Source organism: Blautia fusiformis, from assembly GCF_020686995.1.
Lineage (GTDB): Bacteria > Bacillota > Clostridia > Lachnospirales > Lachnospiraceae > Blautia_A > Blautia_A fusiformis.
Genome location: NZ_JAJEPT010000007.1, coordinates 137,300 through 152,766 on the forward strand (window position 1 = coordinate 137,300; position 15,467 = coordinate 152,766).

Consider the following 15,467-nt stretch of genomic DNA (forward strand, 5'->3'; position numbering starts at 1 on the left):
CAGGAGGTAGACAAATGTCTTATGTAACAAATACCCTGTCAAACCTGATCCATCAGACAGCATTTTTCAACCTTACCTGGGGAAACTACCTGATGATCGCAGTGGCATGTGTGTTCTTATATCTTGCCATTAAACATGGTTTTGAGCCGCTGCTGTTGGTTCCGATCGCTTTTGGTATGCTTCTGGTAAATATTTATCCGGACATTATGCTGAGCATTGAGGATTCATCCAATGGCGTTGGCGGACTTCTTCATTATTTTTACTTAATGGATGAGTGGAGTATTCTTCCTTCACTGATCTTCCTGGGTGTCGGTGCGATGACAGACTTCGGTCCGCTGATTGCAAACCCGATCAGCTTCCTGATGGGAGCAGCTGCACAGCTTGGTATTTACCTTGCATACTTCCTTGCAATTTTCCTTGGATTTAATGGTAAAGCAGCAGCAGCGATCTCTATCATCGGTGGTGCTGACGGCCCGACTTCCATTTTCCTTGCAGGTAAGCTTGGACAGTCTTCTCTTATGGGACCGATCGCAGTAGCAGCATATTCCTATATGTCCCTGGTACCGATCATCCAGCCTCCGATCATGAAGGCTTTCACAACAGAGAAAGAGCGTAAGATCAAAATGGCGCAGCTCCGTCCTGTTACAAAACTTGAGAAGATCCTTTTCCCGATCGTTATCACAATCGTTGTTTGCCTGATCCTTCCGACAACAGCTCCCCTTGTTGGTATGCTGATGCTCGGAAACCTGTTCCGTGAGTCCGGAGTTGTTAAACAGCTTTCTGAAACAGCTTCCAACGCTCTTATGTACATCGTAGTAATCCTTCTCGGAACATCTGTAGGTGCTTCCACAAGTGCTGAGGCGTTCCTGAACGTAGATACACTGAAGATCGTAGTTCTTGGTCTTGTTGCCTTTGCCTGCGGTACTTTTGGTGGTGTTATGCTTGGTAAGCTTCTCTGCAAGGTTACTCACGGAAAGATCAATCCTCTGATCGGATCAGCCGGTGTTTCTGCCGTTCCTATGGCAGCCCGTGTATCCCAGAAGGTTGGTGCTGAGGCAGATCCTACAAACTTCCTGCTGATGCATGCGATGGGACCGAACGTTGCTGGTGTTATCGGTACAGCGGTTGCTGCCGGTACATTCATGGCGATCTTTGGTGTCTAACCCATTGTCTTATAAAAATTTGTAAGGAGAATAATTATGGCAGAAATAGAGAAAAAACCTGTGAAAGTTGTGGAAACGATCCTGCGTGACGCTCATCAGTCCCTGATCGCTACACGTATGAGCACAGAGCAGATGCTTCCGATCATTGAGAAGCTTGACAAAGTCGGCTACTATGCAGTAGAGTGCTGGGGCGGTGCTACTTTCGATGCTTCCTTACGTTTCCTGAAAGAGGATCCGTGGGAAAGACTTCGTAAACTTCGTGACGGTTTCAAAAACACAAAGCTTCAGATGCTGTTCCGTGGACAGAACATCCTTGGATATCGTCCATATGCAGATGATGTAGTAGAGTATTTTGTACAGAAATCCGCAGCTAACGGTATCGATATCATCCGTATCTTTGACTGTATGAATGACCTTCGTAACCTTCAGACAGCTGTAAAAGCAGCAAACAAGGAGAAAGCACATGCACAGGTTGCAATGGCTTACACACTAGGTGATGCTTACACACTTGATTACTGGACAGATCTTGCAAAACGTATCGAAGATATGGGTGCAGATTCCATCTGTATCAAAGATATGGCAGGACTTCTTGTTCCGTACAAGGCTACAGAGCTTGTTCAGGCTCTCAAAGAGACTGTTAAGATCCCGATCGATCTTCATTCTCACTATACATCCGGTGTTGCTTCCATGACATATATGAAGGCAGTAGAGGCAGGTGTTGACATCATCGACACAGCAATGTCTCCGTTTGCTCTTGGAACATCCCAGCCGGCAACAGAGGTTATGGTTGAGACCTTCAAGGGAACACCATATGATACAGGATTTGATCAGCAGCTTCTCGCTGAGATCGCTGACTACTTCCGTCCGATGCGTGATGAGGCTCTTGATACAGGTCTTCTCAATCCGAAGAACCTTGGTGTAAACATCAAGACTCTTCTGTATCAGGTACCAGGCGGAATGCTTTCCAACCTGACATCACAGCTGAAAGAGCAGCATGCCGAGGATAAATTCTACGAAGTACTTGAGGAAGTTCCGCGTGTACGTAAAGACCTTGGTGAGCCACCGCTTGTTACACCGTCCTCTCAGATCGTTGGTACACAGGCTGTATTTAACGTGATCATGGGCGAGCGTTACAAGGTTGTCACAAAAGAGACAAAAGACGTGTTAAGTGGTAAGTATGGCGCAACAGCCAGACCGTTCAATCCGGAAGTACAGAAAAAATGTATCGGAGATATTGAACCGATCACATGCCGTCCGGCAGATCTTCTGGAGGATGAGCTTGATAAGCTTGAGAGCGAGATGGTACAGTACAAGGAGCAGGATGAGGATGTTCTCACATATGCACTGTTCCCGCAGGTTGCCATGGACTTCTTTAAATATCGCCAGGCTCAGAAGACAAAAGTTGATGAGACTGTAGCAGATACCAAGAACGGCGCATACCCGGTATAAAGCACACATAGAAATGCAGATGCATTTCAAAACAGGAAAAGGAGCTTGCTGTATGCAGGCTCCTTTGTGCATAAAAAAGATAAAAAAGGCAGGATAACAGGTAATGTCCAAAGTTGCGATCATAGGCGGCGGTGCCGCCGGAATGCTCTGCGGTGTATATGCTGCGCGCAGAGGACACCAGGTTCACATACTGGAAAAAAATGAGAAACTCGGAAAAAAGCTTTTCATCACCGGAAAGGGACGATGCAACGTCACCAATGATTCCGATACCGAAGAACTTTTTCCGGCAGTGATGTCAAACCGCAAATTTCTTTACAGTGCTTTCTACACCTATGGAAGCAGAGATGTGATGGAATTTTTTGAGGAGGCAGGAGTGCCGCTGAAAACAGAGCGTGGAAACCGGGTTTTTCCGGTATCGGATCATTCATCAGATATTATCCGTGCGCTTGAGCGGGAACTGAAAAAATCCGGAGCGCAGATCCATCTTCATACAGAGGTAAAGGAAGTTTGTACACAGGATGAAAAAGTTACCGGTGTATTACTTTCGGACGGTACCTTTTTTGAAGCGGATACTGTGGTAGTTGCCACAGGAGGGCTTTCCTACCCGTCCACAGGTTCCACAGGAGATGGATATCGTTTTGCTGCTGAAACGGGACATAAAGTTGTTTCCCAGTCACCATCACTGGTACCACTGGTGGCAAAAGAAGATTATGTCTCCAAACTTCAGGGCCTTTCCCTTCGGAATGTGGAGCTTACAGTAAAATCCGGCAAAAAAGTTCTCTATAAAGATTTCGGCGAGATGATGTTTACTCATTTCGGAGTGACAGGACCGCTGATCCTTTCCGCCAGTGCCCAGATCGGCAAAAAGCTGGAAAAGGAGCCTTTGGAGGCTTTCCTGGATCTGAAGCCGGCGCTTGATGCAGAACAGCTTGACGCCCGGATCCTGCGTGAATTTGATGCAAATCATAACAAGCAATTTAAAAATGTGATCGGTGTTCTTTTTCCGTCTTCTCTGACTCCGATCATGATCGAAATTGGCGGTATCCCCGGGGAAAAACCGGTACATGAGATCTCCAGGGAAGAGCGTCAGGCTTTTGGCCGTCTGATCAAGGCTTTTCCGTTTACGATCACGGGAATGGGAGAGTTTAAGGAAGCGATCATCACAAGAGGCGGTGTGTCAGTAAAAGAGATACAGCCATCCACAATGGAATCCAAAAAAATAAAAAATCTGTATTTTACAGGTGAAGTACTGGATCTGGATGCAGTGACCGGTGGCTATAATCTTCAGATCGCATGGTCTACAGCGTATGCGGCAGCTCAGGCGATAGAATAACAGAAAAGAGGAAGGAGCAACGATTATGGGTATTAATATTGCAATTGACGGACCGGCAGGTGCAGGAAAAAGCACAATTGCAAAAAAAGTGGCAAAGGAGCTGTCCTTTATTTATGTAGATACAGGGGCAATGTATCGTGCCATGGCACTTTATCTTCTGGAAAAAGGGATCAGCGGTGACGAAAAAATCTCTGAAGCCTGTCACGATGCGGATATCTCTATCCGTTATGAGAACGGTGAGCAGCAGGTGATTCTTAACGGAAAGAACGTAACTGCGTTCCTCCGTAAGGAAGAGGTAGGAAATATGGCATCTGTAAGCTCTGCAAATCCGGAGGTGCGTGCACATCTTCTGAAGCTGCAGCGCAATCTTGCAGCTGAGAATAATGTAGTTATGGACGGAAGAGATATCGGAACCACCATTCTTCCCAATGCGGAAGTGAAGATCTTTCTGACTGCAAGTGCAAAGACCCGTGCCAGCAGACGATACCTGGAGCTTACAGAGAAGGGGGAAGCCTGCGATATGGATGAGATCCTGAAAGATATCGTTGACAGAGATGAGAGAGATATGAACCGTGCGGTTTCTCCGCTTAAAAAAGCAGAGGATGCTGTTCTTGTTGATTCATCTGAGATGGGAATTGATGAAGTGGTTGAGAGTATCCTTTCCGTATACAGAAAAAGGGTGAATGGATGAATGTAAAAGTTGCAGAAACTGCCGGCTTCTGTTTCGGCGTACAAAGAGCAGTTGACCGTGTTTATGAGCTGATCGGTTCCGATGCAGCACCGATTTATACACTAGGCCCGATCATCCATAATGAGGAGGTTGTCTCAGATCTCGAAAAAAAAGGTGTGGCTGTGATCTGTGAGAAGGATCTTGGCAGCCTGAAGGGCGGTACTGTTGTGATCCGTTCCCATGGAGTAGGCCGCAGGGTTTATAACATGATCAAAAAATATGGTCTCGGATATGTAGATGTTACCTGTCCTTTTGTGCTGAAGATCCACAAGATCGTTGAGAGAGAAAGCTCCAGAGGTGCCCATATTGTGATCATCGGTGATCCGGACCATCCGGAAGTCCAGGGGATCTGCGGATGGTGTCAGGGACCATATACAGTGATCAGAAATGCTGAGGATGCTGAGAAATTCAATATTTCTCCGGAAAAAGAAGTATGTGTAGTGTCCCAGACGACATTTAATTACAACAAATTTCAAGAATTAGTTGAAATTCTCCGCAAAAAGAGTTATGATAATAATGTTTTAAATATTTTAAATATTTTAAACACTATTTGTAATGCTACCGAAGAACGGCAGAAAGAAGCTAAAGCGATAGCCGGAGAGGTAGACACTATGCTGGTCGTAGGTGGCCGACATAGCTCCAATACTCAAAAGCTGTTTGAAATATGTAAAAAGGAATGTGGAAATACTTACTATATACAAACACCTGTAGACTTGGATTCTGAAATGTTCCAATGCAGTAGTTGTGTAGGTATTACAGCAGGGGCTTCCACCCCAAAGAAAATTATTGAGGAGGTTCAAGAACATGTCAGAGTTAAGTTTTGAACAGATGCTGGAAGATTCCGTAAAAACAATCAGAAATGGAGAGATCGTACAGGGTACCGTCATCGATGTTAAAGATGATGAGATCATCCTGAATATCGGCTATAAAGCAGACGGTATCATCACAAAGAACGAGTACACAAACGATTCAAGCGTTGTGCTTACAGACGTTGTTAAACCTGGCGATACCATGGAAGCAAAGGTTCTCAAAGTAAACGACGGAGAGGGACAGGTTACACTTACCTACAAACGTCTTGCTGCAGAGAAAGGCAACAAACGTCTTGAGGAGGCATTCGAGAACCAGGAGGTTCTGAAGGCTCCTGTAACACAGGTACTTGACGGTGGTCTTTGTGTCAATGTTGAGGAAGCAAGAGTATTCATTCCTGCAAGCCTTGTATCTGACACATATGAGAAAGATCTTTCCAAATATGCAGATCAGGAGATCGAGTTCGTTATCACAGAGTTCAACCCAAGAAGACGCCGTATCATCGGTAACCGCAAACAGCTTCTTCTTGCTGAGAAAGCTGAGAAACAGAAAGAGCTTCTTGCTAAGATCAACGTAGGCGATAAAGTTGAGGGTGTTGTTAAGAATGTTACAGATTTCGGTGCATTCATTGACCTCGGCGGAGCAGACGGACTTCTTCACATCTCTGAGATGTCCTGGGGCAGAGTAGAGAATCCGAAGAAGGTATTCAACGTAGGTGATAAAGTTACAGTTCTTATCAAAGATATCAACGGAGACAAGATCGCACTTTCCCTTAAATTCCCGGAGGAGAACCCATGGCTTACAGCTGCTGAGGACTTCGCAGTAGGAAACGTAGTAAAGGGCAAAGTTGCACGTATGACAGATTTCGGTGCATTTGTTGAGCTTGCACCTGGAGTAGATGCTCTTCTTCATGTATCTCAGATTTCCAGAGAGCACGTTGCGAAACCATCTGATGTACTTTCCATCGGTCAGGAGATCGAGGCTAAGGTTGTTGATTTCAATGGCGAAGACAGAAAGATCAGCCTCAGCATGAAAGCACTCGAGGATAATTCTGCAGAGCAGACAGAGGAGTAATTTCTCAGAAGCTGTACAGCAGATGAATATTTTGAATTTCAGAGGCCGTCACATTTATTGTGACGGCCTTTTTTAATTGGAATTTCGTAACAGAGATATTATTTAAGAACAGAAAGATAATATGGCAGGCAGTGTTTCAGATAGGTTTTCTGTTTTAAAGGATCATGCAGAAAAGCTTCTGTTACAGGAAACCAGGTATAACAGTTGTCCCTTTTGGCAGGCCTTCGGAGCTTTTTATCCATGCAGGCACTTAAGGTTTTTGGTATTGCAGTGTCTTCGGAAGGGATGTAATCGTAATCTTTATAATTGGAATAATATTGCTTTAAACGTCCATTTTGAAGCTTCACAAGAAGACGGACACGGTTATTCTGTCCGATTATGTAGAATTCTTCACTATGATTTGAAAATTCAACAGGCAGATCGTAATTAGTTTTAATGGTAAAGGCCAATTGATCGTCTTGAATTTCACAATTTAGTGCTTCGTAATCTTCATTGAAAAGAGCAAGATAGGACAGCATGGAGAAAATTTTTCCAAGTCCCAGAAGATCTTCCCGGTTATGTCCCATAACGATCTCTGCCGCTTCCGGTTTCTTTCCGGAAGCGAATTGTTTGTAAAGACGGATGCAGGCACCTCCATCATAGTAGTTCCGTTCAGTAATACCGAGAAATGATTCCATGGAAGGCTGATTCATCCGTGAAAGCTTCAGAAGTCCCTTGAGCGGCTTTAGTTCCCGGTAAAGATCCAGAGATGGCAGCTCCGTAAAAGGGGAAGAGAGTCCGTGGATCTGATATCGTGCATCCAGATAAGGCTGGTCAAAGCTGTCACCGTTATATTGGATCGTACATGAAAAATCCTGAAGGAATTCAGAAAATGTTTTCAGAAGTTCAGGTTCTTCCTCTTCATTTTCAATCATCCACTGGTACATCTGCCAGTTGTTTCCTTCGTAGGCTACAGCACCGATCAGATACAGAAAAGTGGAATTTCGTGATAGTCCTGTAGTTTCAATATCATAGAAAAGCGGTACAAAACGCTCTGAAAATCCATGATTTTTAGTCAATTTTTTAACAGTCTCAAAGTCTGGAAATCCTTGTAAAATCGGCATTTTTTTAACGATCATGTTAATTTTCTCCTTTATGGATTGTATCTGATTATACACAAAAAAATTGCTTTTCAATAGTGCAATTTAAAGTGAAATGAGTTATAGTTATTAGTAGAGTTGATGATAAAAAACAGGAAATGGTACTGGATTTATGTAGGGATTGACAGTGAAAAAATGACTATTATCGCTTCATAAATTAGTTATTCATTTACAGCTTTTTATGAGCTGATGAATATCTTCTACCGAAGTATATCACAGGATCGTGTCTGGATTCAATCTTTCATACATATCCTGCTCAAAGCAGAAGCTATTTTGTTACTGTTCGCTGGTAATGTTTCGCGAAATGATTTATGGGAGCGAAATAGATCTTGTTTGTCTTGGATGAAATAAGAAAAGGAAAATCAGAAACACAGAATCAACTTTAAAAAAGAGTATATGCGCAACGCAGAAATACCATGTACATGTACTTGCAAAAATAAAGGAGGAGATGAGATCTATGGCATTTTTAACCTTCAGGGGTGGTATCCATCCTTATGACGGCAAAGATTTGTCAAAAAACTGTCCTGTCGAGAAGTATCTGCCGAAGGGAGATCTGGCAATTCTTGTTTCTCAGCACATCGGAGCTCCGGCCAAGCCGATCGTAAAAAAAGGTGATCATGTGCTTGCAGGACAGAAAATCGCAGAAGCAGGAGGATTTGTTTCCGCACCGATACACTCGTCTGTATCAGGAACCGTAAAGGGAATCGAGAAACGTCTGACCGCAGTAGGCGCCATGGGTGATGCGATCATCATTGAGAATGACGGTCTGTACGAATCTGTGGAATATGCACCTGCAAAGCTTTCGGATCTTTCCAAGGAGGATATCCTGAAAAGGATTCAGGAAGGCGGAGTTGTTGGTCAGGGTGGTGCAGGTTTCCCGACACATGTAAAGCTCTCACCAAAGGAACCTGACAAGATCGATCATATCCTGGTCAACGGTGCGGAATGTGAGCCTTATATCACCAGTGACTACCGAAGGATGATGGAAGAACCGGAAAGTATTGTTGGTGGTCTGGAAGTAATCCTGAAAGCTTTCCCGAAGGCAGTGGGATGTATCTGTATCGAGGACAACAAACCGGATTGTATTGCCAGGATGAAAGAAGCCATCAAAGGCAAAGAGCGTATGGAAGTAAAAGAGCTTAAGACCAAATACCCTCAGGGTGGTGAGCGTACACTGATCTATGCGGTAACAGGCAGAGAGATCAATTCCACCATGCTTCCGGCAGACGTAGGATGCGTGGTTGATAACGTAGAGACCGTCACTTCTGTTTATAAGGCAGTGATCCTTGGACAGCCGGTCATCAGCCGTAATGTAACGGTTACCGGAGACGGTATCCGTACACCGAAGAACTTTTCCGTTCTTACAGGCACAGATCTGTCTGAACTGGTAGATGCTGCAGGCGGACTGAAGGAAAAGATCGCAAAAGCAATCTCCGGCGGACCGATGATGGGATTTGCGTTGTATGATCTTCATATTCCATGTACGAAGACAACTTCTTCCCTGCTTTTCCTGGAGCGTGACGCAGTTTCCGAGGCGAAGCAGATCCAGACTGCATGTATCAATTGCGGACGTTGTGTAAGCGTCTGTCCGGGCCATGTGGTTCCGGCCCGCCTTGCAACTCTTGCAGAACACGGTGATATGGCAGGCTTCGAAAAAATGGATGGTATGGAATGCTGCGAGTGCGGCTGCTGCAGTTACATCTGTCCGGCCAAACGACCTCTGACTCAGAGTATTAAATCTATGAGAAAAATGGTTCTTGCAGAGCGCAAGAAAAAGAAATAGGGGGAGGAATAACAATGGAACAAATGTATAACGTATCATCTAATCCCCATATCAGGGATAAAATGACCACCAGCCGTATTATGCAGCTGGTAGTGATCGCACTTCTGCCGACAACACTTTTCGGTATCTGGAACTTTGGAGTGCATGCACTCCTTGTAGTGCTGGCGACGGTTGCATCCAGTGTGTTTTTTGAATGGCTGTATGACCGACTGATGCATAAAAAGAATACAACTACTGATTTCAGTGCAGTTGTAACAGGACTTCTGCTTGCACTGAACATGCCGCCCCAGATCCCGATCTGGATGCCGATCCTTGGCAGTGCTTTTGCGATCATTGTTGTAAAACAGCTGTTCGGTGGACTTGGACAGAACTTTATGAACCCGGCTCTTGCAGGAAGATGTTTCCTTATGATCTCTTTTGCCGGAAAAATGACCAACTTTGCAGTTTCCAAAAGCTCCCATGCTGTTGTAGATGCGGTTACACAGGCAACACCTCTGGCAGCGCTTAAAAGCCAGGGATTCATTGAGAGGACTTCTATTCCTGTAAAGAATCTGTTCCTTGGTAATATCCAGGGTACCATCGGTGAGACTTCTGCTCTGGCGATCCTCATCGGTGCAGTGATCCTTCTCGCATTTAAGATCATCGATCTGAAGGTACCTCTTACATATATTGGAAGTTTTGCAATATTTGTCATTTTCTATATGCTGGGAACAGGCAAAGGCTTTGATGTAAATTATCTTTTCAGCCATATCTTTGGAGGAGGTCTGATGCTTGGAGCCTGGTTTATGGCAACCGATTATGTGACAACGCCGATCACTCCGAAAGGTCAGCTGGTATATGGTTGCTGCCTCGGTATCGTGACAGCGGTATTCCGTCTCTTTGGTGGTTCCGCAGAGGGCGTTTCCTATGCGATCATTTTCTGCAATCTTCTGGTTCCGCTTATTGAAAAAGTAACAAAACCGGTTGCTTTTGGAAAAGGAGGCAAGAAATAATGGGTAAGATTATCAGAAATACATTGATCCTTACGATCATTACAGTAGTTGCCGGCCTTGGCCTTGGACTGGTTTACGAAGTTACCAAAGAACCCATTGCAAGAACCGAGGAACAGGCAAAAAAAGAAGCCTGGCAGACTGTATTCAGTGATGTAAGCCTGGAAGATTTTAAAGCTGTAGATGTAGACAAGGAAGCAGCAGATAAAACAGTTGCAGATCTTGGAATCAAAGCAACCGTAGATGAAGTCTGTGAAGCAGCAGATGAAGGCTATGTGGTAACTGTAACCGATAAAGAGGGTTACGGCGGTGATATCCAGATCACAGTTGGTGTAACAAAAGACGGTACCGTCAGCGGCGTTTCCATTCTTTCCATCAGTGAGACTGCCGGACTTGGAATGCGTGCTACAGAAGCGAAGTTCCAGGAACAGTATGTTGGAAAGAATACCGACAAATTCTATGTATCCAAGGACGGCGGCGAAGGTGAGCCTATTGATGCTATCAGTGGTGCGACCATCACATCCAGAGCTTTTACCGGTGCAGTCAATACAGCTATCGGCTATTGCAAAAACGCATTTTAGGAGGGTAGTTGAATATGAATAATTGTGGTGAAAGATTAAAAAACGGCATTATAACCGAAAATCCGATTTTCGTCCTGATGCTTGGTATGTGTCCTACCCTTGCGGTAACGACTTCTGCGATCAATGGTATTGGTATGGGACTTTCCACAACCGTAGTTCTGGTTATGTCAAACATGCTCATCTCCATGCTGCGTAAGGTTATTCCAGACTCCGTCAGAATGCCGGCCTTTATCGTAGTTGTAGCATCTTTTGTAACTATCGTACAGTTTCTGATGGAAGGCTTTACTCCTTCTCTTTATGAGTCACTTGGAATTTACATTCCACTGATCGTTGTTAACTGTATCATTCTGGGACGTGCAGAGAGTTATGCTTCCAAGAACCCTGTCCTTCCGTCTATCTTTGACGGACTTGGAATGGGTCTTGGCTTCACAGTGGGCCTGGTTGCCATTGGTCTTGTAAGAGAGATCCTTGGTTCCGGAAAGGCTTTCGGAGCACAGATCATTCCGGTTGCTGATGCAGCTACCGGTGCTGCCGGCTATACCCCGATCACTATCTTTATCCTTGCACCTGGAGCATTTCTGGTTCTTGCCGGACTTGCAGCGATCCAGAACAAAGTAAAGATCAACATGGCAAAGAAGGGCAAAGATGTTTCCAAGATCCAGTCCGGCTGTGGCTCCAATTGTGCGACCTGCGGCGGATGTCCTTCCGACAAAGAATAAAAAGGGGGAATAGAAAATGGCAAGCTTGATGTTGATTGCAATTGGTTCTGCGCTTTGCAGTAACGTTGTATTGAGTCAGTTCCTGGGAATCTGTTCTTTCCTTGGAGTTTCCAAGAAAACAGAAACCGCAGCCGGCATGGGTGGTGCAGTTGTGTTTGTTATTACTATTGCATCTTTTGTTGCAGGACTGCTTTATAAATTCATCCTGGTACCGACCCATTTTGAGTATCTGAAAACGATCGTATTTATCCTGGTTATCGCGGCACTGGTACAGATTGTAGAAATGTTTCTCAAGAAATTTGTACCATCCCTTTACAAGGCACTTGGTGTATACCTTCCTCTGATCACAACAAACTGTGCAGTTCTTGGTGTAGCACTGAACAATGTTAAATATGAATACAGCATTCTTGAAAGTGTTGTCAACGGATTTGCCACAGGTGTAGGTTACCTGATCGCAATTGTATTACTTGCGGGAATCCGTGAAAAAATGGAATACAACGATATTCCGGAATCCTTCCAGGGTATGCCGATCGTTCTGCTTACGGCAGCACTGATGGCTATTGCATTCTTTGGATTCTCCGGAATCGTATAGGAGGAAGAAGAGCATGAGTATAACAGGAATTATTATGGCTGCAGTCATTGTCGGTGGTACTGGTTTATTCATTGGTATCTTCCTCGGACTTGCAGACAAGAAATTAACCGTTAAGGTAGATGAAAAGGAAGAAGCCATTCTCGGCGTTCTTCCAGGAAATAACTGTGGTGGTTGTGGATATCCGGGATGTTCCGGACTCGCTGCCGCAATTGCAAAGGGAGAAGCTCCTGTAGATCAGTGTCCGGTTGGCGGTGCTCCTGTTGCAGCCAAGATTGGCGCGATCATGGGACAGGAAGTAAAAGAAACCGCACGTCAGGTTGCTTTTGTAAAATGTGCGGGAACCTGTGATAAGACGACTGTGAAATATGAGTACACAGGTGTGGAAGACTGCGAGATGATGGCTTTCATCCCTGGCAGCGGTGCAAAAAACTGTACATTTGGATGTATGGGCTTCGGAAGCTGTGTAAAGGCATGTCCATTTGATGCGATCCATATAGTGAATGGTATTGCGGTCGTAGATCAGGAAGCATGTAAAGCCTGTGGCAAATGTGTTGCCAAATGTCCGCGTCACCTGATCGAGCTGGTACCATATGACAAACAGACACGTGTAGCCTGCAGCTCCCACGCAAAAGGTAAGGCAGTTACAGTTGCCTGCGAGCTTGGCTGTATCGGCTGTAAAAAATGTGAGAAGAATTGTCCGTCCGAGGCGATCACAGTTACCGATTTCTGTGCACACATCGATTACGATAAGTGTACAGGCTGCGGTAAATGTAAGGAAGTTTGCCCAAGACATGTGATTCTGTAAAACAAAAAGGACTGCCTGTCACAGAAGTTTTCCGAGTGACGTGGCAGTTCTTTTTTGGAATAAAGCATGTTGTGCCCGATAATGCATAAATAAATACGTACAAGCTTTTGGTTATATTTCGATGAAAAATTGCAGTTTCCGGTTAAAAATATTTGACCGGTGAATTTCAAGGGGCTATAATAGGATATAAATATTCAGTATACTTCAAGGAGAACGAAATTCATGAGTAAGATTATTTTAACTGGCGACCGTCCGACGGGGCGCCTTCATGTAGGTCATTATGTTGGATCTCTGGCAGAGCGTGTGAAGCTGCAGAATTCCGGCTTATATGATGAGATTTATATTATGATCGCAGATGCCCAGGCACTTACAGATAATGCAGAGCATCCGGAGAAAGTACGTCATAACATTCTTCAGGTTGCTCTGGACTATCTGGCATGCGGGCTTGATCCGGAGAAATCCAATATTTTTATTCAGTCCATGGTTCCGGAGCTGACAGAACTTACCTTTTATTATATGAATCTGGTTACGGTAGCACGAGTACAGCGTAATCCTACCGTTAAATCCGAGATTAAGATGCGTAATTTTGAAGCCAGCATCCCAGTAGGCTTTTTCTGCTATCCGATCAGTCAGGCTGCGGATATTACTGCTTTCCGCGCAACACATGTACCGGTAGGTGAAGATCAGCTTCCGATGCTTGAGCAGTGCAAGGAGATCGTCCATAAATTCAATACCGTTTATGGTGACACACTGACAGATCCGGAAATTGTTCTTTCTTCCAATAAAGCATGCTTACGTCTTCCGGGAATTGACGGAAAGGCTAAGATGAGTAAGTCTCTCGGAAACTGCATCTATCTGTCTGATGAAGAAGATGTTGTGAAGAAAAAGATCATGTCCATGTTTACAGATCCGAATCATCTTCGTGTTCAGGATCCTGGTCGTGTAGAGGGAAATCCGGTATTTATCTATCTGGATGCCTTCAGCCGCCCGGAACATTTTGCTGAATTTCTGCCAGAGTATCAGAATCTGGATGAACTTAAGGCTCACTATCAGAGAGGTGGCCTTGGTGATGTGAAAGTCAAGAAGTTCCTGAATAATGTTATGCAGGCAGAGCTTGGACCGATCCGTGAAAGAAGGAAAATGTGGGAGCAGCGAACCGAAGATGTGTTCGATATCCTGAAAGCCGGTACAGAGGTTGCCAGAGAAAAAGCTGCCGCAACGCTTCATGATGTCCGTTCTTCTATGCGGATCAATTATTTTGAGGATCAGGATTTCCTTAATCAGTGATAGAAAACAACGAGAGGAATCACAGGCTTGTATACAGGATCAACCCGGAGATTGTATTCCGGGTTGATTTTTTTTGAAAATTATGTTACTATTGCGTTCATATGGGAAACAGATGTTCAGCTGTTTCAGGGAAGGAGCCTTGAGATTTGATTTCTTTTGTAAAAGGTACTGTAGCAGATATCGGTGAAAATTGTCTGGTTGTGGAAAATGGCGGAATTGGTTATGAGATTTATATGACAGGACAGGATCTTGGGAAAGCACGGATAGGCGATGAAAAGAAGATCCATACCTTTCTCTATGTGCGGGAGGATATTCTACAGCTATATGGTTTTTTTTCGAAGGATGATCTTGGCATGTTCAAGCTTCTGATCGGTGTCAACGGAGTCGGACCTAAAGGCGCTCTGGGGATCCTTTCCGGGATCAGTGCAGACGAGCTTCGTTTTGCAGTGCTTTCCGATGATGTAAAAACAATCTCCAAGGCCCCTGGAATCGGGAAAAAGACAGCCCAGAAAATGATCCTGGAGCTGAAAGACAAGCTGAAGTTGGAAGATGCTTTTGAGATGAAACTGGCGCATCAGCAGGAAGAAGCAGCTGAGGGAGCATCTGATCTGAGGGATAGTCGTCAGGAAGCGGTGGAGGCGCTTGCCGCATTAGGATACAGTTCTGCAGATGCCCTTCGTGCAGTACGAAAGGTACCGGAAGATGTGCCGGCAGATGATGTAGAAGCAATTCTTCGGGCTGCACTGAAAAATTTTTAACAAATGTAGCAAGAATTCTCCCACCTCTTCAGGTGGTGAGATGAATTGCACATCTGAGCATATCTGCTTAAAAAAATCTCTATAGTATAAAAGAAACACTTGTTCTCCTTTCCCTGATGTAGTATACTGAAAAAGAACAATTAGTTCATAAATACATATCCGTCGATATAAGAAAAAGGATGATAAATATAATGGAGTTAGACCATGAAAGATGCATTCTGGAGTCAGATCTTCTGTCTGCTCAGTGCAGGCGGAGCA

General features: G+C 44.6%; 15 protein-coding genes. 14 read left to right on the top strand and 1 reads right to left on the bottom strand.

Features of this window, described 5'->3' with window-relative positions:
• Positions 1-14 precede the first annotated feature (14 nt).
• From LKD46_RS08175 to rpsA, 6 genes are all read left to right on the top strand, one after another.
• Positions 15-1,163: a sodium ion-translocating decarboxylase subunit beta gene (locus tag LKD46_RS08175; RefSeq protein WP_015524871.1), complete on the top strand. Its 1,149-nt coding sequence runs from the start codon at positions 15-17 to the stop codon at positions 1,161-1,163.
• Positions 1,164-1,199: 36 nt separating this feature from the next.
• Entirely contained in the window at positions 1,200-2,612 is a 1,413-nt protein-coding gene (locus tag LKD46_RS08180; protein WP_118608840.1) for an oxaloacetate decarboxylase subunit alpha, read from the top strand.
• Positions 2,613-2,715: 103 nt separating this feature from the next.
• Entirely contained in the window at positions 2,716-3,945 is a 1,230-nt protein-coding gene (locus LKD46_RS08185) for a BaiN/RdsA family NAD(P)/FAD-dependent oxidoreductase (RefSeq protein WP_092070645.1), read from the top strand.
• A gap of 25 nt (positions 3,946-3,970) precedes the next feature.
• Positions 3,971-4,636, top strand: coding sequence for a (d)CMP kinase (cmk, locus tag LKD46_RS08190; protein WP_015524874.1), 666 nt, complete (start codon positions 3,971-3,973; stop codon positions 4,634-4,636).
• On the top strand, positions 4,633-5,499 hold the full coding sequence (gene ispH / locus LKD46_RS08195; protein WP_110102316.1) for a 4-hydroxy-3-methylbut-2-enyl diphosphate reductase: 867 nt from the start codon (positions 4,633-4,635) through the stop codon (positions 5,497-5,499). The genes cmk and ispH overlap by 4 nt, the downstream gene beginning before the upstream one ends.
• Positions 5,480-6,556, top strand: a complete 1,077-nt coding sequence (rpsA, locus tag LKD46_RS08200) for a 30S ribosomal protein S1 (protein WP_015524876.1) — start codon at positions 5,480-5,482, stop codon at positions 6,554-6,556. Before ispH ends, rpsA begins: the two co-directional genes overlap by 20 nt.
• A 98-nt stretch (positions 6,557-6,654) precedes the next feature.
• Here the strand turns inward: rpsA and LKD46_RS08205 are convergent, their stop codons facing one another.
• Positions 6,655-7,674: a ribonuclease H-like domain-containing protein gene (locus tag LKD46_RS08205; RefSeq protein ID WP_110102317.1), complete on the bottom strand. Its 1,020-nt coding sequence runs from the start codon at positions 7,672-7,674 to the stop codon at positions 6,655-6,657.
• A 478-nt stretch (positions 7,675-8,152) separates the two neighbouring features.
• Between LKD46_RS08205 and rsxC the strand changes: the two genes are divergently transcribed.
• The 8 genes from rsxC (at position 8,153) to ruvA (ending at position 15,209) form a co-directional block, all read left to right on the top strand.
• Positions 8,153-9,478 carry an electron transport complex subunit RsxC gene (rsxC, locus tag LKD46_RS08210; protein ID WP_021650509.1) on the top strand — a complete coding sequence of 442 codons (1,326 nt, stop codon included), beginning with the start codon at positions 8,153-8,155 and terminating at the stop codon, positions 9,476-9,478.
• A gap of 14 nt (positions 9,479-9,492) precedes the next feature.
• Entirely contained in the window at positions 9,493-10,470 is a 978-nt protein-coding gene (locus LKD46_RS08215; protein WP_110102319.1) for an RnfABCDGE type electron transport complex subunit D, read from the top strand.
• Complete coding sequence (locus LKD46_RS08220) at positions 10,470-11,048, top strand: RnfABCDGE type electron transport complex subunit G (RefSeq protein ID WP_015524882.1); 579 nt, start codon at positions 10,470-10,472, stop codon at positions 11,046-11,048. The genes LKD46_RS08215 and LKD46_RS08220 overlap by 1 nt, the downstream gene beginning before the upstream one ends.
• A gap of 14 nt (positions 11,049-11,062) precedes the next feature.
• Positions 11,063-11,767 carry an electron transport complex subunit RsxE gene (gene rsxE / locus LKD46_RS08225; RefSeq protein ID WP_015524883.1) on the top strand — a complete coding sequence of 235 codons (705 nt, stop codon included), beginning with the start codon at positions 11,063-11,065 and terminating at the stop codon, positions 11,765-11,767.
• Positions 11,768-11,783: 16 nt separating this feature from the next.
• Positions 11,784-12,359 carry an electron transport complex protein RnfA gene (locus LKD46_RS08230; RefSeq protein WP_015524884.1) on the top strand — a complete coding sequence of 192 codons (576 nt, stop codon included), beginning with the start codon at positions 11,784-11,786 and terminating at the stop codon, positions 12,357-12,359.
• A 13-nt stretch (positions 12,360-12,372) separates the two neighbouring features.
• Complete coding sequence (locus tag LKD46_RS08235; protein ID WP_110102321.1) at positions 12,373-13,164, top strand: RnfABCDGE type electron transport complex subunit B; 792 nt, start codon at positions 12,373-12,375, stop codon at positions 13,162-13,164.
• 222 nt (positions 13,165-13,386) lie between these two features.
• Positions 13,387-14,451 (top strand): tryptophan--tRNA ligase, encoded by a 1,065-nt coding sequence (gene trpS, locus LKD46_RS08240; protein ID WP_015524886.1) that lies wholly within the window; start codon positions 13,387-13,389, stop codon positions 14,449-14,451.
• 146 nt (positions 14,452-14,597) lie between these two features.
• Entirely contained in the window at positions 14,598-15,209 is a 612-nt protein-coding gene (gene ruvA / locus LKD46_RS08245) for a Holliday junction branch migration protein RuvA (protein WP_110102322.1), read from the top strand.
• Positions 15,210-15,467: the final 258 nt, after the last annotated feature.

Coding starts and splice junctions, on each gene's coding strand:
- LKD46_RS08175 (WP_015524871.1), top strand. CDS start 15: ATGTCTTATGTAACAAATACCCTGTCAAACCTGATCCATCAGACAGCA.
- LKD46_RS08180 (WP_118608840.1), top strand. CDS start 1,200: ATGGCAGAAATAGAGAAAAAACCTGTGAAAGTTGTGGAAACGATCCTG.
- LKD46_RS08185 (WP_092070645.1), top strand. CDS start 2,716: ATGTCCAAAGTTGCGATCATAGGCGGCGGTGCCGCCGGAATGCTCTGC.
- cmk (WP_015524874.1), top strand. CDS start 3,971: ATGGGTATTAATATTGCAATTGACGGACCGGCAGGTGCAGGAAAAAGC.
- ispH (WP_110102316.1), top strand. CDS start 4,633: ATGAATGTAAAAGTTGCAGAAACTGCCGGCTTCTGTTTCGGCGTACAA.
- rpsA (WP_015524876.1), top strand. CDS start 5,480: ATGTCAGAGTTAAGTTTTGAACAGATGCTGGAAGATTCCGTAAAAACA.
- LKD46_RS08205 (WP_110102317.1), bottom strand. CDS start 7,674: ATGATCGTTAAAAAAATGCCGATTTTACAAGGATTTCCAGACTTTGAG.
- rsxC (WP_021650509.1), top strand. CDS start 8,153: ATGGCATTTTTAACCTTCAGGGGTGGTATCCATCCTTATGACGGCAAA.
- LKD46_RS08215 (WP_110102319.1), top strand. CDS start 9,493: ATGGAACAAATGTATAACGTATCATCTAATCCCCATATCAGGGATAAA.
- LKD46_RS08220 (WP_015524882.1), top strand. CDS start 10,470: ATGGGTAAGATTATCAGAAATACATTGATCCTTACGATCATTACAGTA.
- rsxE (WP_015524883.1), top strand. CDS start 11,063: ATGAATAATTGTGGTGAAAGATTAAAAAACGGCATTATAACCGAAAAT.
- LKD46_RS08230 (WP_015524884.1), top strand. CDS start 11,784: ATGGCAAGCTTGATGTTGATTGCAATTGGTTCTGCGCTTTGCAGTAAC.
- LKD46_RS08235 (WP_110102321.1), top strand. CDS start 12,373: ATGAGTATAACAGGAATTATTATGGCTGCAGTCATTGTCGGTGGTACT.
- trpS (WP_015524886.1), top strand. CDS start 13,387: ATGAGTAAGATTATTTTAACTGGCGACCGTCCGACGGGGCGCCTTCAT.